Source organism: Echinicola vietnamensis DSM 17526, assembly GCF_000325705.1.
Lineage (GTDB): Bacteria > Bacteroidota > Bacteroidia > Cytophagales > Cyclobacteriaceae > Echinicola > Echinicola vietnamensis.
The window spans coordinates 3,354,285-3,377,636 of sequence record NC_019904.1; the positions used below are offsets into that span (position 1 = coordinate 3,354,285).

At 43.4% G+C, this 23,352-nt stretch carries 15 protein-coding genes; 6 read left to right on the plus strand and 9 right to left on the minus strand.

Going from position 1 to position 23,352, the window contains the following annotated elements; all coding sequences use genetic code 11:
• Window positions 1–10 precede the first annotated feature (10 nt).
• From ECHVI_RS13690 to ECHVI_RS13715, 6 genes are all read right to left on the minus strand, one after another.
• Entirely contained in the window at window positions 11–1,657 is a 1,647-nt protein-coding gene (locus tag ECHVI_RS13690; protein WP_015266598.1) for a glycoside hydrolase family 32 protein, read from the minus strand.
• Between the two features lie 181 nt (window positions 1,658–1,838).
• Window positions 1,839–3,581 (minus strand): RagB/SusD family nutrient uptake outer membrane protein, encoded by a 1,743-nt coding sequence (locus tag ECHVI_RS13695; RefSeq protein ID WP_015266599.1) that lies wholly within the window; start codon window positions 3,579–3,581, stop codon window positions 1,839–1,841.
• A gap of 12 nt (window positions 3,582–3,593) precedes the next feature.
• Complete coding sequence (locus ECHVI_RS13700) at window positions 3,594–6,743, minus strand: SusC/RagA family TonB-linked outer membrane protein (protein WP_041738672.1); 3,150 nt, start codon at window positions 6,741–6,743, stop codon at window positions 3,594–3,596.
• Between the two features lie 45 nt (window positions 6,744–6,788).
• Window positions 6,789–8,141 (minus strand): sugar porter family MFS transporter, encoded by a 1,353-nt coding sequence (locus ECHVI_RS13705; RefSeq protein WP_015266601.1) that lies wholly within the window; start codon window positions 8,139–8,141, stop codon window positions 6,789–6,791.
• A gap of 582 nt (window positions 8,142–8,723) precedes the next feature.
• Entirely contained in the window at window positions 8,724–11,465 is a 2,742-nt protein-coding gene (locus tag ECHVI_RS13710) for a hybrid sensor histidine kinase/response regulator transcription factor (protein WP_015266602.1), read from the minus strand.
• A 350-nt stretch (window positions 11,466–11,815) separates the two neighbouring features.
• The gene (locus ECHVI_RS13715; protein ID WP_015266603.1) at window positions 11,816–12,490 is read right to left on the minus strand and encodes a DUF4494 domain-containing protein; all 675 of its coding nucleotides are present in this window, start codon (window positions 12,488–12,490) and stop codon (window positions 11,816–11,818) included.
• Between the two features lie 464 nt (window positions 12,491–12,954).
• Between ECHVI_RS13715 and ECHVI_RS13720 the strand changes: the two genes are divergently transcribed.
• Complete coding sequence (locus ECHVI_RS13720; RefSeq protein ID WP_015266604.1) at window positions 12,955–15,261, plus strand: patatin-like phospholipase family protein; 2,307 nt, start codon at window positions 12,955–12,957, stop codon at window positions 15,259–15,261.
• 35 nt (window positions 15,262–15,296) lie between these two features.
• On the opposite strand, the gene ECHVI_RS13725 is transcribed toward ECHVI_RS13720, so the two are convergent.
• On the minus strand, window positions 15,297–17,324 hold the full coding sequence (locus ECHVI_RS13725) for a monovalent cation:proton antiporter family protein (protein WP_041738674.1): 2,028 nt from the start codon (window positions 17,322–17,324) through the stop codon (window positions 15,297–15,299).
• Between the two features lie 84 nt (window positions 17,325–17,408).
• Entirely contained in the window at window positions 17,409–17,903 is a 495-nt protein-coding gene (locus ECHVI_RS13730) for an Mpo1 family 2-hydroxy fatty acid dioxygenase (protein ID WP_015266606.1), read from the minus strand.
• An 82-nt stretch (window positions 17,904–17,985) separates the two neighbouring features.
• On the opposite strand from ECHVI_RS13730, the gene ECHVI_RS13735 reads away from it, so the two are divergent.
• The 3 genes from ECHVI_RS13735 to ECHVI_RS13745 are packed head-to-tail and all read left to right on the plus strand — an operon-like array spanning window position 17,986 to window position 21,254.
• A complete protein-coding gene (locus ECHVI_RS13735; RefSeq protein WP_015266607.1) occupies window positions 17,986–19,110 on the plus strand; it encodes an NAD(P)/FAD-dependent oxidoreductase in 1,125 nt (374 codons plus the stop codon).
• Between the two features lie 54 nt (window positions 19,111–19,164).
• A complete protein-coding gene (gene nhaC / locus ECHVI_RS13740; RefSeq protein ID WP_015266608.1) occupies window positions 19,165–20,646 on the plus strand; it encodes a Na+/H+ antiporter NhaC in 1,482 nt (493 codons plus the stop codon).
• The gene (locus ECHVI_RS13745) at window positions 20,643–21,254 is read left to right on the plus strand and encodes a 3'-5' exonuclease (protein WP_015266609.1); all 612 of its coding nucleotides are present in this window, start codon (window positions 20,643–20,645) and stop codon (window positions 21,252–21,254) included. The genes nhaC and ECHVI_RS13745 overlap by 4 nt, the downstream gene beginning before the upstream one ends.
• On the opposite strand, the gene ECHVI_RS13750 is transcribed toward ECHVI_RS13745, so the two are convergent.
• Window positions 21,238–21,834 carry an IMPACT family protein gene (locus ECHVI_RS13750; protein WP_015266610.1) on the minus strand — a complete coding sequence of 199 codons (597 nt, stop codon included), beginning with the start codon at window positions 21,832–21,834 and terminating at the stop codon, window positions 21,238–21,240. The genes ECHVI_RS13745 and ECHVI_RS13750 overlap by 17 nt on opposite strands.
• Window positions 21,835–22,045: 211 nt before the next feature.
• Here ECHVI_RS13750 and ECHVI_RS13755 point away from each other — a divergent pair, with 211 nt between their 5' ends.
• Together ECHVI_RS13755 and ECHVI_RS13760 are read left to right on the plus strand one after the other, a co-directional pair.
• Window positions 22,046–22,459, plus strand: a complete 414-nt coding sequence (locus ECHVI_RS13755) for a sugar 3,4-ketoisomerase (protein ID WP_015266611.1) — start codon at window positions 22,046–22,048, stop codon at window positions 22,457–22,459.
• Window positions 22,437–23,351: a GNAT family N-acetyltransferase gene (locus tag ECHVI_RS13760; RefSeq protein ID WP_015266612.1), complete on the plus strand. Its 915-nt coding sequence runs from the start codon at window positions 22,437–22,439 to the stop codon at window positions 23,349–23,351. The genes ECHVI_RS13755 and ECHVI_RS13760 overlap by 23 nt, the downstream gene beginning before the upstream one ends.
• The last annotated feature ends 1 nt before the right edge of the window (window position 23,352 follow it).

Sequence of the window (23,352 nt, forward strand, 5' to 3'; positions counted from 1 at the left end):
AAATGTGTGCTTATTTCCATATGGAAGCCACATCGAGTATTTCCAAGCTTTGGATGGATATATTATTACCCCAAAAACGAAGGTGTTCGTTATTTTTTTCTACTGTTTCCCTAGGCATGACCACGGTAAAGGCGCCATCATCCACAAAGATCTCGATACTGGTTTTGTCGATATAGATGTCGGCAGAAATCCCCATTTCAGTAGGATCATTTGGAGAATAAAAAGCTCCATTTAATTTATTATAATTAAGATCATAATTTAGGATCCGTTGGCCAGAAAGACTTATCCCGGCACTTGTGGCGTGCGATAGTTTTATCCTTGTCCTGATTCTTAAGGTACTTTTCGCGCTATGGGCCTCCAGTATTTTATTGGCCTCTTCAGCCGTAAGGTCACGCCACTGACCTATCGGAATAAATAGATTTTCGGTCTCTTTAACTGGTTCGTTAAAAAGTCTTGGGCCGTCTTTGGTGGTCCTTAGCGTAAGTTCAGTGGGCAGCATCATCATGCCGGTAAATGGCATTCCAGGGTGACTGATCTGCCCCCATCCCATTTGGATTCTACGTCCATTTGGGACATTTGTAAAAGTCTGAGCTGCATAAATAGACCCGGTGATATAGTGATGTTTCCCAGTGGTAGGGGTAAAGGTTTTTCCATTAAATTCGCCTAGCATATAAGTTCCTGATGCACCGTACATGACCCAATGCATTTCATCAGTATTTCCGTCCACGGGTAGTTCAAAAAGCTCTGGACATTCCCAGAAACCCGTGGTGTGACTCTGGTATTCCCAGTTTTTTAGGTCGGATGAATTATAAATGGAATGACCATCACGTTCATTGAGTACCATTACCCAGTGATTTCCTGGCTCGTACCAAAAAACTTTGGGATCTCGAGTGTCAATACTGTTCCATTTTTCTTTAGAGTCAATCACAGGGTTCCCTTCATATTTTGTAAAGGTTTTGCCCTTGTCTAAGCTATAGGCAATTCCTTGAGTCTGTCGATCACGGTTTGCGGCAGTATAGGCGGCGACCATGGCTGGGGTGCTTCCACTGTTCCAGCCGGCGGTGTTTTGATCATCTATGACCGCTGATCCCGAAAACATGGTGCCAAGCTCATCAGGATAAAGGGCATCCGGAAGTTCTTTCCAATGAATCAGGTCATTACTTACAGCATGTCCCCAGTGCATATTTTCCCATTCCCTTTCGTAGGGATTGTGCTGGTAAAATAGATGATATTCTCCATCATAATAAAGTAGTCCATTGGGGTCATTGATCCATCCACGGCGGGTAGTAAAGTGAAACTGGGGTCTGTTTTGTTCTTGGTAAAGGCTGTCAGCACCAGCAATTTCATCAGCTTGGTAGATTTTGGAAAGTCCTGCTTGATTTCCCTCATAGCTGATGGTAAGCGTTTTTCCTATTAGATTGGAGACATCCTTGAATACCCAGTAGTCTGGTTCCCCGGCAGCAAGTCTAATGACGATATTCAGTTCTGGCTGACCTTCACTTTGGAAGGTCATTTTATGCCGTGCCTCCTGACCGGAAATAGGAAAGTTGAGGTACCTTTTGGTAATTTTCAGTTCAATTTCACTGGCCAAAACAGTGAAATGACAAGTGAGCAGTAGGAGCACTACCAGTAGGATGTTTTGAGGGTGTTTTATCATTTCGCGATGGGCTATTGTTTATGGATAACATAGGTCTCCGGAATATAGATTGATCCAAACATTGCAAAACTTTTCCATAATCCGAAGTTCATAACTCATTTAATTGTTATATCGGTTTAGCATATAAATCTATGAGATTTTTATGCAACGGGGAACTGATCTTGTTCCCGCTGCATAGTGGTTAATAACCAGGATTTTGTTTATATACCCCGCCTGTAAAATCTATTTCACGTTGCGGGATAGGGTAGTACTCATCTCTGCCAGGTGTAAATTCAGCATTGGACAGAAAATCCCTTTTGGTTTTTTCCTCATCCAAGTAGTTATTGAGGACTGAGTCAGCTTCTCCCCATCTAACTAGATCAAAGAAGCGGTGGCCTTCCATGGCAAACTCCAGTCGTCGTTCGAATTTAAGCGCTTTCCAAGCATAGGCTTTGTCGGGAAATGAATTGTATAATCCAATATGGTAAATATCACTAGCTCCGGCATTTAGAGGCCTTTGCGTACTGTTTGCTGCGCGAGACCTTACGGCATTGATAAGGGGCAATGCTTCCGTCCATCGGTCTAGCTGAATCAGTGCTTCGGCTTTCCATAGAAGAACATCTGCAAAACGGATAAAATCGATATTTTTCGAAGTGCCTATAAAAGGTCCTTCTTTTTTATAACAAGCACAATCAGGAGACTGCTGTTCTTTCATGTTACCAAAGTAACCATATACCCCAGGGTCTCTGGCCCAGCTGAAATTGTACACCATATCCCCTTCATTATTTACAGTATTTCTGTATTTAAACGGTCTTCCTGGAATGCCCACCGTATGATCGAGTCTGGGATCCACCGTTAGGCTGGCTGATGGAGGGGTGGTTCCATCGGGTAATACAGTGTTGAAAATATCCATTTCATTAAAGTTGTCCAACATTGGAAGCCCATTCTCATCAGTTTTAAAAGCATTGACCATGTTTTGGCTAGCTAAATGAAATCCGCAGCATCCGTACAATACATTACCATGAGGTGAGTTTAGTCCGGTGACATAGCTCACGCGTCCTACTGTCGTACCGTCATTGATCGAAAATTGAACTGCCCATATGGATTCGGGACCATTGTCAAATCCATCAAGGAAATTATTGCCAAAGTCGTCTTCCAAAGTACCTGTTACTTCATCTGCATATTGGATGACTTCTTCCAAGCGATCATGATTGATGTTTATTACTTGGTGTTGGTCATTTTGTTCATAAGCTTGGTAAAGCCTCACTTTTGCCAAATAGGCTGCTGCTGCATTTTTGTCAGCGCGGCCTACCTCATCTTGGGAATTCGGCAAATTTTCATAAGCAAATAGAAAGTCATTTGCTATTTTATTCCAAAGTTCTTCATCGGTTACATCATTGCTTACCTGAGCAATTTCCTCTTGAGAAAGGTCTTCAGTGATATAGGGGATTTTGTCGAAGAGTGTTTTAAGAATAAAATGAGAATGGCCCCTTAGAAACCTTAACTCAGCCTGACGGATGGTTTTCATCGGATAATCTGCTTCAGGAATATCAGCAATTACTTGGAGCGCAAAATTGGCCCTTGAAATGGCTTTATAGAAGTCGGTCCATGTTCGAGGAGCCATAGCATCGCCTTGGTCAGGAATAGTAAGGTTATATTGTTCATATCGGTCTATTTCTGCGACGTCTCCTCGTCCTCCTCCTCCTTTATAGGCATCATCTGAGCGTACACTTCCATAAACCCACATGGAGGTCAATGGACCTATCATTTCGTCATTTCCAATGCCAGCATAGGCGGCGATGACCAATCCTTCTGCATTATCAGGAGAGGATACATTTTCGCTGGAAAGTACTCCTTCTGGCTCGTATTCAAGAAATTCATCCGAGCAAGCGCTTATACTTAATCCCAGTAGGATAGCAGCAGTATATATTTTATATGATTTCATAAGTTGCTGAATTTAGAAGTTAACATTTAGTCCTAATGTGAAAGTGGTAGGGACGGGGATGCGATTAACATCAGTACGCTCTGGATCTGAACCGATGTAGTCCTTTGGCGTAAACCATAAGAGGTTTTCACCTTGGAAATACACCCTGAGTCGAGACATCCCTGCCCACTTGCTGATCATTTCCTCAGGAAAGGAATATCCGAATTGTAAGTTTCTGATTTTGAAATAGGCATTGTTTCTAAAAAGGTAGTCGGAAGTCCTGGTGTCATTAAAGGCAAGGGATAGGGAAGGAATCGTCGAACTTGAGTTTTCTGGAGTCCAGGCGTTTAGGACTCCCAACCCTGCATTTTCCCGGCCTTGAACGAAATTGTTCCAAAAGATATAGGGGTCTTGTCCAATCCTTCCAGCTACACCTGATCCAAAAATGGAGAAATCAAAATTTTTGTACTTGATGTCTACACCAATTCCGTATTCGAGATCGGGTAATGTCGTTCCGATGAAATCGCGGTCGTCCGAGTCGATCACGCCATCATTGTTGATGTCTTTGAATTTAAGCCCTCCTGGTCGCGCGCCATCTTGATCAGGACTGTTGTCAACATCTTCTTGGCTTTGGAAAAGACCGTCGGTCTGGTAGCCAAAAATGGAAAACTGTGAGTGTCCAAGGATGGAGTTGTTTATCGTGCCGGGAAAGGCGGTTCGTACCTCCTCGGGCAGATAGGTGATTTCATCTTTAAAAGCCCCAAAATTGGTGTTTACGGATACGGTTAAATCACTATTAACGTCTTTTGCCCAGTTCAAGGCCAGTTCCCAGCCATGGGTAGCTGTAGAAGCTCCATTGAGCACCCTTTGCTGTCCTTCCCCAATTACCGAGGCAATGGGCGGAGTGGTAAGGATATCTGTTGTCTTCCGGTTAAAATAATCGAATGAACCATTGATGGCGTAATTAAACAGACTGAAGTCAACCCCGACATTCCATTCCTGAGTGGTTTCCCATTTTAGGTCAGGGTTTTCAGCTTGGATAGAGACAAAGCCAGAAGGTAATGTTCCTGTGTCGTTCCCGTTGATGTCATAGGCTGTTCCGACATTATAATATGTTTCAAAGAATCCACCACCATATTGGGCTTGGTTAGGGCCATACCGAGATTCATACAGGCCAAAGCGCGCCAAGTCACCAATCTCTTGGTTGCCAACTTCACCATATCCGAGTCGGATTTTAAGGTCTGAGAAGACTTGACTGTCTTCCATAAACGCTTCATTGCTGATCCGCCAGCCCACAGTGGCCGCCGGAAATATACCGTATCGGTTGTTTTTACCAAAGCGGGAGGAGCCATCCCTTCTCAGGGTAAACGATGCCAGGTATTTGTCAGAAAAAGCATAATTGATTTTTCCGAATTGTGACAGCAAGCGACTACCTGTAGCAGAACCGCTGTTGGTACGTGCTCCGGAGGCTGCATTTAGGACAAAATACGACTCGGATTCAACTGCAAATCCATCCGCTTGAGATAGGATGCTGTTAAAATCGTCTTTGATCGATTCCACTCCTAACAATACATCAAATCGATGGTCACCCTTAACCAGTTTATAATTTAAGGTGTTAGAAAAGACCAAGCTGGTGAATTTATTGGTGTCCCAAATCAGTCGGTTATTGTTTCGGTTAACAAAACCGTTGTTTACTTTTGGTTCGATATCCTTGCGTTGGTAGTCACTTAGGTCAAGACCTAGACTGGTCTTAAAGGTAAGGTTTTCCAAAATGGACCATTCTGCAAAGACATTTCCATAGAAGTTGTTTTTACGTGTGTTATCCCATCGGTTGAGATACTGCATTAGGACAGGGTTGTTCCGGTCTGAATATCCTGACCCCAAGGGCCCGGCAAAGCTGCCATTGGCGTCATATACAGGGATGGTAGGAGCCAAGGTAATAGCAAGTCCCGGAGTGGGGGCACCGCCTACGTCCATGGCAGCCAAAAGCTCATTTGAAGAAGAGAATTGGGTGTTTATCCCAAACCGGACCTTGTCGTTAAATAACCATGTATTGGCATTTAGCCGAGCAGTGTAACGCTCAAAATCAGTGTATTTGAGCATGCCGGTGTTTTTGTAATATCCCAAATTGACCATCAATGATGATTTTTCAGAATTGGTGGTGACCGTCAGTTCATTATTGAAGGCGTATCCTTTTTCGTATGTTTCATCCTGCCAATCGGTGTCGCCAGCCGGTATGGACTCATTACCACCTACAAAGGGCTGGACGGTCACACTGTTTAGCACGGGATTGTCAAAATCTCCATTCCAATCAAAATCATAGATTTCTCCATAGCCACTGGCAGGATCTGCCCCGTCATTGACCGATGCCCTCCATATGGCCTCTCCCCGCTGCTGGGCATTCAGCATATCATAACGTTGCTGTTTTTCGGAAAGGACTGAAAAGGTAGAATTAAAGCTTACCCCCAGCTTATCTCCTCCAAGCGTTTTGTTCTTGGTGGTGACCAAGATGACGCCATTTGCCGCTCTGGAACCGTAAATAGAAGAGGCGGAAGCATCTTTGAGCACTTGAATGGACTCAATTGCGTCAGGGCTTAGGCTGGCAAAAACTTCTGGACGCTTCGTAGGAATACCATCGATCACATACAGTGGATCATTATTGCCCAGCGTGGAGACACCACGTATTAATACCCTACTACTGGCTCCTGAAGGATCACCTGATTTTTCTACATACAGGCCTGGAACTCTCCCTTGCAAGGCCTGCATTGGGTTACCATTACTCATGCTCTGTCCTTCTATGGGCGTAAGATCTACTGCGACAATGGCGCCGGTCATATCCGATTTTTTCTGGGAACTGTATCCTACTACGACCACTTCATCCAGGTTGGACACATCTTGGCCGAGGGCGACATCGATGGAACTTCGGTTTCCAACGGTTTCTTTGGCGGTTTGATAGCCAATAAAGGAAAATAACAATACATCTTCGGTAGTGGCAGGGATGCTGTATTTTCCATCTAGGCCTGTGACAGTACCTGTTCCTGTGCCTTGCACCTGAACGGTGACGCCCGGAAGGGGATCGCCACTCGCATTGTCAGTTACGGTGCCTGAGATTTCACTGTCTTGGGCCCAGCTTGGCAAGACCAGTAAAACCATGATTAGGAAATTTAATACGCTTGTTTTCATAAGGTAAATGGGTTTGTCATGTAAATTTTTTAGGTTAATTGTGTTTTAGGTTTTGTGATCGCTTGGAAATTTTTCATATAGTTTTTGAGCTAATTTTGAATGGAGATTTTCTAATTCAAGTCCTTTGGTTTCGGGCATATAGCGCCAGACAAAAACAAATTGAAGTATCATCAGTGCCATGAACACCATGAAAATCTGAAATGGCATCAAGGTATCGATCAACACGGCACCAAAGAGTGTAATCATGGCGGCGCCCCCCCAATGCACTCCCGCACCAAAAGACTGGCCCATCGCTCGGACTTTGTTTGGAAAAATCTCTGAGATAAATACCCATATAACCGCTCCTTGTCCAATGCCATGTGCTGCAATAAAGATGAGGATACTCGTCAGGATGAATAGAGGAGATGAGCTGTCATAAAATCCGTAACTGACCAAGCCTAAACTGATGATATATCCCATGGATCCGATGAGCATCAGTTGCTTTCTGCCGGTTTTATCGATCAGAGACATGCCGATCAGGGTAAATATTAAATTGGTGAATCCTATGCATACAGCCCCCAATAATGAGGTGGTCGTTACAAAACCTGCTTTTTCCATGATCTCGGGTGCATAGTACAGGATGAAGTTTATACCACTGAGTTGGTTGAATATCGCGATGATACCAGCCAGAAAAAGTGGTAGCCGGTTTTTGGCAGAGAAAAGTTTCATCTTTTTTGAACGCAGTGAATCATGCTTGATGGAAAGCAATAGCTGATCTATCTTTCCTGTAGTGATCTTTTTGAGTACCTTTTGTGCAGCTGATTCATCCTTTTGCTTGAGGATCAACCAGCGGGGGCTTTCGGGTATGTCCAAAATAAAAGCTAGGTAGATGATCGCAGGGATTATTTCTGCTGCTAGCATCCAGCGCCAATCATTGTGGTCTCCTACACCTTGGAGAAGGTAGTTGGAAACATAGGCCACTAAAATCCCTGAGACAATATTGATTTGGTAAAGACCTACACGACGACCTCTTTGATAGGCCTGGGAAATCTCTGACACATAAGTAGGGGCAGCAATGGAACTGGCACCAATGGCTACTCCACCGACAAAACGGTAAAAAGAAAACACAAATGGGTCTGTTGCCAATGCAGTACCTAAAGCGGACACCAAAAACATCACCCCAATCCAGAATAAAGTATTTTTTCGACCCAAGTGGTGACAGGGGATTCCTCCCAGTAATGCACCGATCACTGTGCCCCACAAGGCTACGGACATGATGAAAAAGCCATGGAACCAATCAGAGGTTTGCCAAAGTGCCTTGAGTGGTAAATTGGCACCCGATATTACAGCAGTATCAAAACCGAATAGAAATCCGGTGAGGGATACAATAAATGCGTAATAAGTGGTGAGGTTCTTCACGGTTTTTGAGTTTTACTGTTACTATTAGCACAAGAAAATTCATGGAGATTATCATGAGCCATTGATCTCAATCTAGGTAGGATGAGAGGAAATATGTTTTAATCCTGTCCCAAAATTTTATAATTTCAGATTACAAGCTGAACGGGGATGGAAAAGTAGTTTAACGGTGGATTTAAGCCTGATTTTGGAAGGAAACAAAGACACGAGATTGTTTCAATATTGTCTCAAATTTTTAAAATTGTATCGTTTTTTATAAGAAATCGGGGCTGCTCAATCAATAGGGTTGGGCTGATAGATGAATAAAAACAAAATGTCACGTGAAAATCCATTTTAAAACATCGTCATAATTTGATTTTTTCAAGAGATTGTTTGGCTAGATGGAAGGGGAGAGGAGTGCTTTTTGCTGACGGGATGGGAGGTGTTTTGAGAGGGGGCCTTAAATCTTGATTCGGGTAACCTGAAGAGAGGCCAAGCTGAAATATGCTTAAGATGAATAATGGTGATCATGGAAGCCGATGATGAACCTCTGTTCGTTTTTTACCCATGGTTGGGTGATGGGATGAAGGATAAATGCGTTTAGGATTAGCTGTTTTTGCATTGGTCTCTAAATTCAGAAGGGGTGCTTCCGAAATAGTTTTTAAAAGCAGTAGAAAAATAAGCTGAAGTGGAGAAACCTACTTGAAAAGCTATATCAGCAATCGGGGTATCATTTTCAGCCAGTAAGCGCTTGGCTTTTTTCATGCGCACTCTGTTGATATAATCATTCACACTGTATCCTAGCATGGATTTTACTTTACGGTAAAGTTGTCCGCGTGAAAGCCCAATTTCATCACAAATGGTGTTCACACCAAACTGAGGATCGCTGAGGTGTTGTTCTATGATTGCATTGAAGGCATTGATGAACTTTTTATCGGTTGAGATTCCCGAGGATTTGGATTTCTCTATGGGGAGTTCATGGAGGTAATGCTCCCTTAACTTCTGCCTGTTGGCAAGTAGTGTTTTGATTCGTTCAAGTAACAATGTAAAGCTGAAAGGTTTGGAGATATAGTCATCTACGCCAAGTTTGATTCCCTCAATCCGCTCATCCAAAGAACTTTTTGCAGTAATGACGATGATAGGGATATGGGATGTCCTGATGTCATCCTTTAGCTTTTTGATGATGTCAAAGCCACTTCCTTGCTTTAGCATAAGGTCGCAAGTGATCAAGTCAGGGAGTTTGTCCAGCGCTTTGGCGATACCAACTTCAAAATTCTCTGCCTCCAGGATATTGTAATGGGCGGAAAGCTGTTGGCAAAGGTATTGTCGTATCTGCTGATCATCTTCAATGATCAGCAGTGTCTGCTCTTTTTCTTCCTGCGTGTCCCTAGATATTTTGGGAGTTACCTCTTCCAAAATGCCAATGTTCTCTTCGGAGAAATATTGGGTTGCCGTGCCATTAAGCATTTCGGACTCGTTAAAATGTGCTTTCCCCATTTGTAACACCACCTCAAAGGAAGTGCCTTTGCCAAGCGTACTTTCTAAGCAGATTTCTCCATGGTGGAGCTCGATAAGTTCTTTTGATAGTGCCAGACCAATACCGCTGCCGGCGGCAGAATAGGTTTCTCCTTGATAAAAACGATCAAAAACATGGCTAGTATCTTCTGGTGACATACCAGATCCTGTATCTTCCACACGGATGCACACCTTGTTGGAAAGAGGCTTTTCAGTGACTTTTACGATAACACTACCGTGAATAGGCGTAAACTTGAAGGCATTTGATAGGAGATTAAACATTACTTTGTCCAGCATCATGGGATCATACCAAACTTTTAAGTTACGGTTATCTGCCAATAGCCGTAGCGTGATGTCATGTTTTTGAGCAGTTTTATCAAAGGAATTTAGAATGTCCTGTAAAAATGGAATGAGTTCCTGCTCCACGGCTTTTACCTTCATCTTGGCATGATCTATTTTTCGCAGGTCCATGAGCTGGTTTACCAATCGCAGTAAGCGCATGGTGTTTTTACGAATGAGCTGTAGATCAGGCTTAAATGGGGCAGCATCTTTATTGGCCAACAGGTCTTCTACTGGAGCCTGTATGAGGGTTAGCGGTGTGCGGAATTCATGGGAGATATTGGTAAAAAAGTCAAACTTTTGTTGGGTGGCTTCTTCCGCCTTTTTGGAGAGGCTGAGTACTTTGTCTTTTTGTTGGAGGATTTCATCGTTTTTGTTTTTCAGCTCTTCATTGATCTCTTGTTTTTCACGGAGGGATTTAAAGACATAAGCGAGTGAAATAATGGCTACAAAAAGTGTCAGGCCAAATCCGAAAAGAAAGGTACGCTGGTTTTTGTAAATCTCCATTTGAACATCAATGCGCTGCTTTTGTCTAGTGATATTATCTTGCTGGTCGATAATTTTATCCGTTTGCTGCTTCATAATACGGATATTGGTAGAGTCTACTACTGCAGTTTGGAGGATGTTTTCCTTTACTACTTGTTCATCAGATAGGATCTTATGTGCGATTTCAATCGCAATATCGCCACCGGTAGGGTAAAGAAACGTGGCGTCCAATATTCCATCAGTTACGGCTTGGATTCCACCATAAGGACCAGGAAGAGCATCTACACCGATAAACTTCTTTTGAACGATATCTAGGTTTTTGCAAATTTCATGTGCGCCAATGGCCATTACATCATTATGCCCAAATACCAAGTCAAATTCCGGGATGGTGCCAGATTGGAGATGCTGCTTCAGCCTGTTTTTAGCGGTGTCTTTTTCCCATTCACCTTTGATGCTGGTAACGATTTCGATTTCCGAATCCTGAAAACCTTTTAGTAAACCTCTATGCCTTTCCTTTGCAGGAGAGCTTCCTTGGAGTCCCCATATCTCCAATACGCGTCCTTGACCTTTTAGGAGGTTTCTGATGTACTGTCCAGCGGTATGCCCCACATCATAATTATCACCACCGACATAAGCAGTATAGAGGTTTGAACTTATCTTCCTGTCTATCACGATTACCGGTATACCATTTTGGAAGGCTTCTTCCACAATTGGGGTGATGGGTTCTGATTCATTTGGGGATACGATCAGTAGGTCAATGCCTTCGTCCAAAAAATCCCTGATTTGTCTGATTTGAGTGGTATTGTCTCCTTTGGCATCTTTGATTTCGAGCGAGAGTTCAGGGTAGAAGCTGAGTTCACGATACATTTCTTGGTGCATGGCTCTTCTCCACGCATCACCACTTACACACTGAGAAAAACCAATTTTGTAGGTGGCATGGTCTTTTTCAGGATTACAGGAAAAGAATGCGGCTACATAAAGCAGAACTACCAAAAGCTGGATTTTCATAGGGTAAAATTGAGGTTATTTCAAGCAGTAAACAAATATGCAAAAAAAATGAGCAATAGGCTTTAGTGATTTACGCTATTTCTGCGTTAGGAATCGCCTACGGAGATAAAAGAGGTTTAAAACTACAAGAAAATCAAAATGTTTGTGAATTGGGATATTCACTTCGACGGGTGGTGTTCTTTTCTATCTGTCACATAGAACTGGAAGCAGTAGTCTGCCAGCTGATGATGAGGAGGTTTAATATTATAATTACTCTTTGCCGGAATCTGGGTAGGCTAGTATTTCTCAAGGTAAAAAAAGACCGCTAAAAAAGCGGTCTTGCAGATTAAATTCTTTGATCAGGCGAAAGATTATTTGTCCTCTTCTGGATCTTCCGTATGATCTTCCTCTTCATTTGCTTCTTCCTTTATTTCGATCTCCTCTTCGGAAGGATTTTCTTCCATAGGGGCTTCATCTTCTACAGGCCCTTCCTCCTCTTCTTCGGAAGTATGGTTTTGCTGATTCTCGGCACGGACTTCTTCCCTGCGGGCTTGATCAGCTTTCACTTCGCTGACAGGCTTAAGGTGGGAAGGTGGAGGAGGTAATAATTCCTCGTCTTCGCTTTCATAAGGGAATATTTCCACGATGGGGCTTTCATTGATATCGGGGACACGGAAAGTCACCAGCATGTTGCTAAGACTTTCGTGGATCCGCTCATAGGCTTCTTTTACATCATGCGCGGTAACCAACATGTACTGGGTGACCTTCTTTTCTTTTCCACTGTCTGCATCGGCCACCACATAGGTGATTTTACACTTGTGCCACAGGTCGATGTCATCATAAAAGAATACATCTACGATATTACTCTTGCTGATATTGGTAACCTGAAAGTCTCCTCGAATGACACTTCCCAGCATGTCATATATGCGGGCTTCTGCTTCTGTAAAAGATACCGCATCGATAAGGTATTGTTCTGATACGTTTTTTAGCAGCCCTTGCTCATTTTCTTTCGCGTATTTTACTTTACACAAAAACCAAGTTCTCATTTTTTCCTTCTTTTTGCTATTCGGATGGCTAAGGTAACACCTAATCAAGAAAGCCCAAATAGAAAAATTTAATATTTTGACAAGCCTGCTGATGCACAGCAGAATCGCTGAATGGGCCATCACGATGAATAGGATAGTTTGGGATTTGTGTGGATGTTTAAATGGTGATTTAGGAGAGGATCCATGTAGTAGTCAGTTGGGAATAGTTGGATCAGGACATGTTTTTTGGAGATATATTTCAGTAAGTTTTCAGGGAAGGATAGCACATACCCTTGGCTATTGAAAAGATGCCCTTTCAGTGCCAACCCCGAGTAATCTCAAGTTCACTGTTTTAACATGGGCGATACCACAAATACCAGGAGCTTGAACATTAGATTTCGTCATTTGTTTAGTGTTGTCCAAATTTCGATGATGCTTCACAATCCGTTAAAAAAATGTATATTAACTTATAAAATATACCATTTATGAGGAATCGTGTTTTACACAGTTTTCCGATATTATTGCTTAAACTTCACCTGAAAAAGAACATGGCATTGGTGGGGATTTGGGTTTTGCTGGTGCTGATATTTTTGGGTGATTTCGGAAAGGTATTGGGGATTCCATATTTGTTTTTGGATCCCGAATACCTGAATAAGGTCTCTTGGCTCGGATTTTTTATGATGGGAATTGGCTTTGCCATTTTCACCATGGCTTTCCATATGACCACTTACATCATGGATGCGGCCAGGTTCCAGTTTCTAGCCACATTGTCCAGGCCTTTTATCAGGTTCTGTGTCAACAACAGCCTCATCCCGCTGGTGGTTTATTTGGTCTATATTTTTAGTGTGATTGCCTTTCAGTTGGATAATATCAGCCAGGACGGTTGGGGCATAATGGGGTATTTACTTGGTTTTGCGGGAGGGAGTTTATTGATGTACTTGATGATGTTTGGATATTTTGCCCTGACCAATAAGGATTTTTTCGTGATGTTTACCGATAGCTTGGACAAGCGGCTCAGGAAAGTAAATGTGTCCCGTGCCAATGTCATCAAGCGCTACAAGGATCGGAAGCTGGCCAAAGACACCGTGGATACTTACCTCGATATCAACCTGAAATTTAAAAAGGTAAGGGAAGACTTGGCCAGGTTTGAGGGACATAAATTATTGAAGGTATTTGATCAGAATCACTTGAACTTGGTGATCATTGGTGTGGTTTTGGTCCTTACAATACTGTTTTTAGGATTTTTCAGGGAATATGAGTTCCTGCAATTTCCAGCCGCCATGAGTGTCATGTTGATTTTTTCCATATTGACCCTGATGGTGGGAGCGCTCACCTTCTGGTTGCGAAGTTGGTCGACGTTTGTGGTCATTTTGCTTTTTGTCCTGTTGAATGCAAGTTCCAAAACACCGTGGTTAAACCGTCCTCATACGGCCCTTGGAATGGATTATGAGGTGGAAAAGGCTCCTTATAACCTGCACCGCATGCAGGCGCTTCTCCATCCGGATACCTTGAAGAAGGACAAAGAGAAGACCTTGGAAATTCTGGACAATTGGCGGGCGAAGTTTCCAAAGGACAAACCTCCCAAAATGCTGCTTATCGCCTGTAGTGGGGGAGGGCAGCGGGCTGCCTTATGGACCTTACATGTGCTGCAGCAGATGCATGTGCACAGTGAAGGGAGGTTTATGCCCCATACCCAGCTGATTACTGGAGCTTCAGGAGGGATAGTGGGAGCAGCTTTTTTCAGGGAATTGTACTTGAGGTCCCTGCAAGATCCATCAATCCAGTTGGCTTCTTCTGAATACCGCGAACAGATATCTTCGGATAATCTTAATCCAATTATTTTCACTTTAATGGTCAATGACCTGTTGATCAGAAATCAATACGTGGAATACCATGACCGGTTTTATTTGAAAGATCGAGGCTTTGCTTTTGAAAATCAGCTGAATAAAAATACCGGTGGTGTTTTGGATAAGCCGCTCCATGCGTATGCAAGTCCGGAATATCACGCAAAAATTCCGATGATGCCAGTGGCACCGCTAATCGTTAACGACGGACGAAAACTATACATTTCTCCTCACCACGTGAGCTATTTGTGCGTGTCTGAAAACTCAAACATGCCCTTAGATGAAAAGAGCCAGGCCATTGATTTTTTAAGGTTCTTTCACCATCAGGATGCTGAAAACTTGAGGTTTATCAGTGCGTTGCGGATGGGGGCGACGTTTCCCTTTGTCACGCCCAATATCCAATTGCCCTCTGATCCCCAAATGGAAATTATGGATTCCGGTTTGTCGGATAATTTTGGGGTGAAGGATGCTTTACGGTTTATCAGCGTTTTTGAGGATTGGATGGAAGCCAACACGGCCGGGGTGGTCTTGGTCACCATTAGGGATTCCGAAAAGAACTTGGAAATCGAGAAGAAGACACCTCCTACGATCATGCAAAAACTGATAACGCCTTTAAAAAACATTTATGTAAACTGGGATAATGTGCAGACGATCAATAACGAAACGATGTTCAACTACATGAAAGCTAAAGTGGGATTTGAACTTGACCGGATAGAATTTGAATACTCTACCAAAGATTTTCTAGAGCGGCAAAGGACCACCAACTTGACGGGTGAAGTAGAAAGCGAAGACCTGGATGTCCAACGGGCATCCTTAAACTGGCGACTAACAGCGAGAGAAAAGCGTGATATATTGGACTGCATCGGTAGCATCCAAAATCAACAGTCACTGGAAAGGCTTTCAGCAATCTTTTCGGAGAAGGCTGAAAAGCCACATGATTTGCCGTAAGGACTAATTGCACTTCCGATACGTCTCATTTGCGTTCATCGATCCTTTTCACCAATGGCTTTCTCAAATTCACTGAGCCCGTCTGGTTTTCCTACCACGTATACGATATCACCAAATTTCAATTTGGTATCCCCATCAATATGAGAAGTGGTTTGGCCTTCCCTTTTTAAGGCAACCAAGCTGACGCCGAGGTTTTCTCTTAAATTCACCTTTTTGAGCGGTTTGTTAATGTATTGGCCACTATCCCGATCTACTTTTAGCGAGACAAAATTAATTTCTGGCAGATCGATATTTAGCCTATCCCGCCCTCTGTTTTGGGTGGCTCGGAACATTTCATAGTTGTGCGACCGGACCTCTTCTGTGAAGTCCTCAATATCATCTTTAGCGATCAGGTATTTGTTCAGTACCCGCGTGAAAATCTCAATGGAAGTTTCAAATTCCTCAGGAATGACTTCATTGGCACCCATGGAAAGGTTAGCAGATATTTCATTGACATAGCGGGTACGGACGATGATGGAGGCATTCTGGGTGAGGAGCCGGATGGCGGTAATGATGCTCTTGGTAGCATCAGAATTGGAAATGGCGATGACGACCACTCGGGACAAGTGGATGTTCACATGTTTAAGCACCATTTCATTGGAGGCATCACCATAAATGATCGGTTCTCCTTTTTCCCCTTCAGCCCGAACGGTTTCAGGGTTCATTTCGATGATCGCGTAGGGGATTTTGGCCCTTTTGGCGGCTTTGGAAAGGTTGCGGCCATTGAGACCATAGCCGATGATGACCAAGTGATCCGACAATTCCTCCCCTTCCATATTGGCCATGGAGATGTTGCCAGTGGACGTGCTAAGGTGCGTTTTGAGTTTCTGTGGAAGCGGAGCATCCAACATTTTGAAGGCCAGTTTTTCCCTGTTCTTGATGACAAAGGGCGTGATGGCCATGGTCAAAATGGATACTGCCAGAAAATACTGATAGTGGTTTTGGTCAATCAAGCCAATTTCCACGCCTTCCTGTGCAAGCAAGAGCGAAAATTCCCCGATTTGGAAAATGGAAAAACCAACGATAAAAGCTTCTTTAAAGTCAATTCCAATGGAGCGTACTGCGACAACGGTCATGATAAATTTAAAGACTAATACCAGCACCAAGATGCCAATGATGATTTCAATATGCGAAAAGAGAAAAGTGACATCAAATAGCATCCCAACGGATACGAAGAAGAAACTGAGAAAAATCTCCCTAAAGGGTAGTATTTTCCCGGTTGCATGATGGCTGTACTCGGATTCGCTGATGATCAATCCAGCCAAAAAGGCACCCAGTCCCAGTGATAGTCCCAATAATGAAGTAAGAAATGCGACACTGAAACAGATGACGATGATGCTCAGGAGAAACAATTCCTCATTTCGGGTTTTGGCTACCCAAAAGAGTAATTGTGGGATGAGGTATTTGGCTGAAAGGATGGTGAAAAGAATGACTAAGCCACCTTTTACGGCCATAAAAAACAAGGAAAGCAGGACATTGTCAGACTCTCCCGCCAACATGGGCGTAAACAGCATCATGGGGACAATGATGATGTCCTGAAAAATCAATATGGCCAAAATGGTTTTGCCGGAAAGGTTGTTTACCTGTCCCATTTCCTGCAGCAGTTTGAGCACAATCGCCGTACTGCTCAGGGCGAGCAAAAAGCCAAAGAACACCGCTACATTCCAGTCAAATCCAAAGAAATATGCCGTAACGGTAGCAGCTAAAATGGTGAGGGATACCTGGAGCGATCCGCCGACAAAAACCGCCTTTTTGATGGACATGAGGCTTTTGAGTGAAAATTCCATTCCAATGACAAAAAGGAGCAGGATAATGCCGATTTCACTGAGTACATCCACCGTGGCGGAAGCATTGACCAAGGATAATCCATAGGGGCCTGCAATGGTGCCGGTAAGTAAAAAACCGATGATGGTAGGTACTTTTAGCCGAGTAAATAGCATGATTACCAATGTCGCCAATCCAAAGATGATGACAATTTCAGGTAACATGGGGATTTCAGCCGAAGCTAATATTGTCGAAATCATATAAACGCATTGAGGTGTTCAAAAAGCTTTTTTAAAAATACAATAACAATCCAGATTTTCACCTACCAAAGCGGAGAATTACGTTTAATAGGAAAGTCCAAGTTGCTTATATATAAAATGCATCAACCAAGCTGGGCCGATCAGCAGGAATTGGATGTCCTTTAAAAATGATGGTTTTTTCCCTTCAATTTTATGGCCATAAAACTGCAGAACCCAAGAAAACAGGAAAATAACCAAGCATACCGCCCACAATGGCCAAGGGAAAACAATGGTGATAAAATTGGCCAAGAATAGGCAAAGGGCAGCAAATAAAAACATCCCCAAGGCCAGCGGTGGAGACAGGGAATAGTAATAAAACAAGACCACTACCAATACGATGGTCGCCCAATTGGCAAAGGCTCCCAAATGATCTTGTAAAAAGCCGATAGGGCCAGGTGGGATGCTGTAAATGAGGCCTACCACGCTAAAGAATATTGCAGGAACACAAAACCAATGGATCATTTTATTGGTTTGATTTTGGTGGCTTACGCCATATTCTTCTAATAATTGATCAATTTTTCTTAAGTTAGTTTGCGCCATGATCTCAAGGGTAAAAAAACAATCCTAAGCTGGATCAATAATTTAACAATTCTTCAGGTAAAAGGCACTAAATAAGATAAATATGTTAAGCTATTGGGAGAAGAAGAACCTTATTCAATATGATTTAATCCTTGTGGGAGCCGGATTTGTGGGCTTGTCGACAGCCATTCATTACAAGGAAAAGCATCCAGGAAGATCAGTGCTTGTATTGGAAAGAGGGGTGTTTCCCAGTGGGGCCAGTACCAGAAATGCAGGGTTTGCCTGTTTTGGAAGTTTGAGCGAGATAGCCGAAGATTTGGAAAACTATCAGGAAGATGAAGCGTTCGAACTGGTCACCAAAAGAAGGATGGGGATCAAAAATATCAGAAGTGTTTTCGGTGATGAGGCGATTGATTATTCCTCTTGTGGTGGCTTTGACTTGATCAGGAAGCAGGAAGCACATTACATGGAAAAAGTGGAAGGTATCAATGCCCTCCTCAGTTCAGTATTTGGTGGAGATGTATTTGAAGAAGTGGCCGATCCGAAGGTTTTTGGCTTTTCGGACGAGGTGCTTCATGTGGTGCGGAACCGGTTTGAAGGGCAGCTGGATCCTGCCAAGTATATCCAGTGCCTATGGAAACGCTGTCGGGAGTTAAATATCCAAATGCTCACTGGAGCTGAAGTGATCAGACTTGATGAAGAAAATTGCCGGGCACATGTTCGCTCCTATTATGACGAGGAAATTGTTTTTCAAAGCAGGTTGATGGGACTCTGTTCCAACGCTTTTATTGGCCAATTGCTTCCGGAGGTAAACGATTATATCCGGCCAGGCAGAGGGATGATCATGGTCAGTGAGCCTATTAAAGACCTTCGACTGCAAGGTACGTTCCATATGGAAAGGGGCTATGTTTATTTTAGGAATGTGGATGGCAGACTTTTGCTGGGCGGAGGAAGAAATGTTTCTGAAGAAGATGAAACCACTACTGAAAGGGGCATAAACGAAGATATTAAAGCCTATCTTCAGCAACTGACAAAAGATGTTATTTCGCCTGAAAATCCCGTCTCTTGGGAGATGGAATGGTCCGGTACCATGGCATTCGGGCAGTCCAAGAAGCCTATTTTACGCCAGATTAATCCCCGTGTGGCAGTAGGGGTTAGGCTCGGAGGGATGGGGGTTGCGTTAGGGTGGGAAACCGGAAAAGAGTTAGCTAGTTTACTAGGGGACTGAATTAATGATAATTTTTGTTAATTTTAGGATTCATTTTATTGTAAATCCATATCAATGACGAAACCTCATCAAAAAGCAAGCCTTGGGGAGGCGATGATTCCCATCTTATTTCTAATTATTTTATTGGTCATTAACATCCGGGTCTTTGGGACCGATAGTTTATCCGGATCTAACCAGATGGTGCTGATCCTCTCCTCATGTGTCGCTTCATTGATTGCAATATTCAGGTTGAAAATTAGCTGGGATACCCTGCAGAAAGGCATTGTTAACAGCATTGGAGCGGCCATGCCATCCATTTTGATTTTGTTGTTGATTGGAGCATTGGCGGGGACATGGCTGTTGAGCGGGATTGTACCGGCCATGATTTATTATGGATTGAAGATCCTGAGTCCTGGAATATTTTTGTTGGCTGCCTGTGTGGTAAGTGCCATTGTTTCCATTGCTACGGGAAGTAGCTGGACCACGGTGGCCACGGTAGGTGTAGCTTTATTGGGGATCGGGAAAGCCTTGGGGTTTGAAGAGGGTGTCATCGCTGGGGCAATTATATCGGGAGCTTATTTCGGGGATAAAATGTCACCGCTTTCGGATACCACTAATCTGGCCCCCGCCATGGCAGGAACGGACTTGTTTACCCACATCCGTCACATGACCAAAACTACCGTGCCATCGATCGTGATTACCTTAATCATATTTGGGGTGTTGGGTTTTACCATTGATGTGAGCGGATCGGTGGATCAGGTGAGAGGGATTTCTGAAGTGATTTCTGAAAAATTTAACATCAGTGGTTGGCTATTTATCGTGCCGGTGTTGGTGTTGGGCATGATCATCAAAAAAGTGCCTGCTGTGCCAGCCTTGCTTGCAGGGGCTTTGCTAGGAGGGGTGTTTGCCGTAATTTTCCAACCGCAGATCATAGAAGGTATTGCTGGTGAACCGACCGCTGGATATATGTACCAATCCTTCAAGGCCGTGATGATGTCCCTCTATGGAGACATAAGCGTAACCACTTCAAATGAAATGGTAAATGAGCTGCTGTCCACCGGTGGCATGGCAGGAATGCTCTTCACCATCTGGCTGATCATCACCGCAATGATCTTTGGAGGGGTGATGGAAGAAAGTGGGATGCTGCAAGTGATCGCTGAGGCAGTCATCAGGAAGGTGCATTCCTTAGGTTCATTGATTGCTTCTACGGCTGCGACATGTGTTTTCTTTAACCTTACTACTTCTGACCAGTATTTGGCGATATTGGTTCCGGGAAGGATGTATTCAGACATTTATAGAAAAAGGGGCTTAAAGGGGGAAAACCTGAGCCGGACCCTGGAGGATAGTGCCACTGTGACTTCCGTGTTGGTGCCTTGGAATACTTGTGGTGCCACACAAGCTTCCGTGCTCGGCGTGGCCACCTTGACCTATGCTCCATATTGTTTTTTTAACATCATCAGTCCATTTATGACTGTTTTGTACGGATACCTAAAGCTTGGTATCAATTATTATTCTGAAGAAGAAATGAGAGAAATCCAAAAAGAACTGGCCGTATGATTCCATATAAAATTAGTAAAGACGAGGTGAATGAGCTTCCATTGGGACATTTTGAGGGAGATATAGTCTTGATTGAAGATGAAAAATTGGTACCGGAAGCAGTAGCAGAACTGAAGAAATATTCCAAAATTGGTTTCGATACCGAAACGCGACCTTCTTTTAAAAAAGGAGTGCATCATGATGTGTCCCTTTTGCAACTTTCCACACCGGAAAGGGCTTTTTTGTTTCGCCTGAACCATGTGGGGTTTCCCACTTCTGTCCGTAGCCTGTTGGAAGATCCCAATCAGGTAAAAATCGGTGCAGCAGTAAGAGATGATATCAAGGCCCTGAAAAAACTGGAGCCATCTTTTCGCCAAGCAAGTTTCTTTGACCTGAACGAAGAACTGAAGAAAGTAGGGTTTCACAATGTAGGCGTTCGTAACCTGAGCGCCATGGTGCTCAATATCCGGATTTCAAAGTCGGAACAGGTATCCAACTGGGAAGCGGAAGAGCTTACGCCAAAGCAGCAGCTGTATGCAGCTACCGATGCGTGGGCCTGTTTGGAGGTTTTCAACGAACTGTACAGCAAAGGATATTTGGATCCGCTCTTTTCTAATCAATCTTCTTGAACGAAGGAATCTCTTCCAGGCGGCCGGTTACTTCCTCCCAATGTTTTTCCCTTATCCTCAGGGTAATGCTACAGGTATTGTCAAAGTCCTGCTTGATGATTTCCAAGTCGTAATCTTTGATCAGTCGCATGACATCGTTCATGTCGAGGTAATCAAAATGGAAGCGAACCTTTTTGGTGACCACGGCCGTAATGATTTCATTTGCGGCGATGGCTTCTGCTGCTGCGGTTTTATAAGCCGTGATCAGCCCGCCTACGCCTAACTTGGTGCCGCCAAAATAACGGATGATGACGATCAGTACATCACTGAGCTCGTGTGAGCGGATCTGCCCGAGAATAGGATCTCCGGCTGAATGGTTGGGCTCTCCATCATCATTGGCACGGAACTGGGATTGCTCACGGCCCAACATGTAGGCATAGCAATGGTGACGCGCATCATAGTACTTTTTTTTCAATGCTTCCAATCGCTCTTTGATCTCTTCTTCATCTTGGACTGGATAAGCAAATGCCAAAAACTTACTTCCTTTTTCTTTGTATAAGCCCTCTGAACTGGTTTTTAAGGTCAAAAAGGTGTCCTCCATAGTTGTTTTGATTTATGCTTAGCCTATGCTGCTGCCAAAAGTAAACGCTGAATCATGGAAAGGCAAAAAAGCGGCAATATTTTGGCTGCCAATGTTAAGTTTAGGATATTATTTATTTAATAAATGATACCCGACTACGAAGAACACTAGGTTTTTGATTAAATTAGCCTGTGTAGTGTGTTAAGAGTACCAAATCCATGATCTATCACCCATGACCAAACCCTATGTTTTTCATCTCGGCGAGACGAAGAATGCATCCGGAAAATTGAACTACTGGGAGCAAAGTCAGCTCCCGTTTGAAGTGAGAAGGGCTTTTTGGATTACGGAAGTACCTGCAGGCGGCATAAGGGGAGTGCATGCCCACAAAAGTGACAACCAGCTTACCGTTTGCCTTCAAGGAAGTGTGAGCGTAGCGTTGGAGGACTTGGAAGGTAATCGGTATGAATTTATGCTTCAAAGTACCAAAGAAGCACTTTATTTACCTCGATTGGTTTGGTCTTCCTTTACTTTTACAGCGGATAGTGTGCTTTTAGTGCTATCTGAGAGCGATTTTGACGAATCGGATTATATAAGAAACAAAGAGGAATTTGATAAGCTTAAAGATGGACATAGCGAAAAACTATGATTTCGTATTACAGGAAAATCCACCTACAGAGCACCCTTATTTTTTACACGACTATTTGATAGGAGAAGGTGAACGGTATTTTTGTGCCCGGTTATTAAAAAAGCAAAAAGTAAGGGCGCTGATCTATGTGGTGCTGAAGGCCGATGGTAGGGCGATTTCCCTGAACAATGCCCCATTTGGCGGCCTTTGGACCGAAAGAAAAATTTCCTCTGACAGTTTGCAGTACTTGGTTGCCGAGCTCATCCTGGCCTTAAAGAGTCTTGGTGCCCATAGCTTCCGATTGGTACAACCGCCCAGTACTTATGATGAAAATAATCCGTTGGTTCATTATGTCTTGAAAAGCCAAGGCTTTCAGCTCGAGGGCGTTTTGCTGCACCATTTTTTAGAAGATAAAAAGTACATAAAGGGCTTTATCCATGCCAAGGCGTCGAAGCACAAAAAGAAAGTTAAAAAACTGCATTGTACAGTTGAAACAGGCAGTATCAAGACCTTTAATTTTTTGAAAGACATAAAATGGTGGCGAACACAGCGCAGCCATGAGTACAATGTTCAGGAAGAAAAGCTGATCCGGCAAGTCAGTGCGTATCCTGATCGTTATTTTTTAGTGTCACTCTATCAGGAAGCGCAAGCCGTCGCCCATGCCCTGTGTGTGAAGTTGACGCCGAATAGTTTATATTATTATTTGCCTGCCATCAATCCTGCTTTACAGCAAGCCTATACAGGTGAGGCGTTGCTTTTTGAAGTAATCCGTTTGGGAGAATCCCTGGGGGTAGATTTTATTGATCTTGGATCTTCTGACTTGGATGGGCAGCCTAACCATAACCTCATTCGCTATAAAATGAAAAATGCGAATAATGCCGGAAATAAGTTTATTTGGACACTAATGTTGTGAA

Bases quoted from the DNA above. Each gene is read 5' to 3' on its own strand.
- ECHVI_RS13690 (WP_015266598.1), bottom strand. From the start codon at position 1,657: ATGATAAAACACCCTCAAAACATCCTACTGGTAGTGCTCCTACTGCTC.
- ECHVI_RS13695 (WP_015266599.1), bottom strand. From the start codon at position 3,581: ATGAAATCATATAAAATATATACTGCTGCTATCCTACTGGGATTAAGT.
- ECHVI_RS13700 (WP_041738672.1), bottom strand. From the start codon at position 6,743: ATGAAAACAAGCGTATTAAATTTCCTAATCATGGTTTTACTGGTCTTG.
- ECHVI_RS13710 (WP_015266602.1), bottom strand. From the start codon at position 11,465: ATGAAAATCCAGCTTTTGGTAGTTCTGCTTTATGTAGCCGCATTCTTT.
- ECHVI_RS13715 (WP_015266603.1), bottom strand. From the start codon at position 12,490: ATGAGAACTTGGTTTTTGTGTAAAGTAAAATACGCGAAAGAAAATGAG.
- ECHVI_RS13720 (WP_015266604.1), top strand. From the start codon at position 12,955: ATGAGGAATCGTGTTTTACACAGTTTTCCGATATTATTGCTTAAACTT.
- ECHVI_RS13725 (WP_041738674.1), bottom strand. From the start codon at position 17,324: ATGATTTCGACAATATTAGCTTCGGCTGAAATCCCCATGTTACCTGAA.
- ECHVI_RS13730 (WP_015266606.1), bottom strand. From the start codon at position 17,903: ATGGCGCAAACTAACTTAAGAAAAATTGATCAATTATTAGAAGAATAT.
- ECHVI_RS13735 (WP_015266607.1), top strand. From the start codon at position 17,986: ATGTTAAGCTATTGGGAGAAGAAGAACCTTATTCAATATGATTTAATC.
- nhaC (WP_015266608.1), top strand. From the start codon at position 19,165: ATGACGAAACCTCATCAAAAAGCAAGCCTTGGGGAGGCGATGATTCCC.
- ECHVI_RS13745 (WP_015266609.1), top strand. From the start codon at position 20,643: ATGATTCCATATAAAATTAGTAAAGACGAGGTGAATGAGCTTCCATTG.
- ECHVI_RS13750 (WP_015266610.1), bottom strand. From the start codon at position 21,834: ATGGAGGACACCTTTTTGACCTTAAAAACCAGTTCAGAGGGCTTATAC.
- ECHVI_RS13755 (WP_015266611.1), top strand. From the start codon at position 22,046: ATGACCAAACCCTATGTTTTTCATCTCGGCGAGACGAAGAATGCATCC.
- ECHVI_RS13760 (WP_015266612.1), top strand. From the start codon at position 22,437: ATGGACATAGCGAAAAACTATGATTTCGTATTACAGGAAAATCCACCT.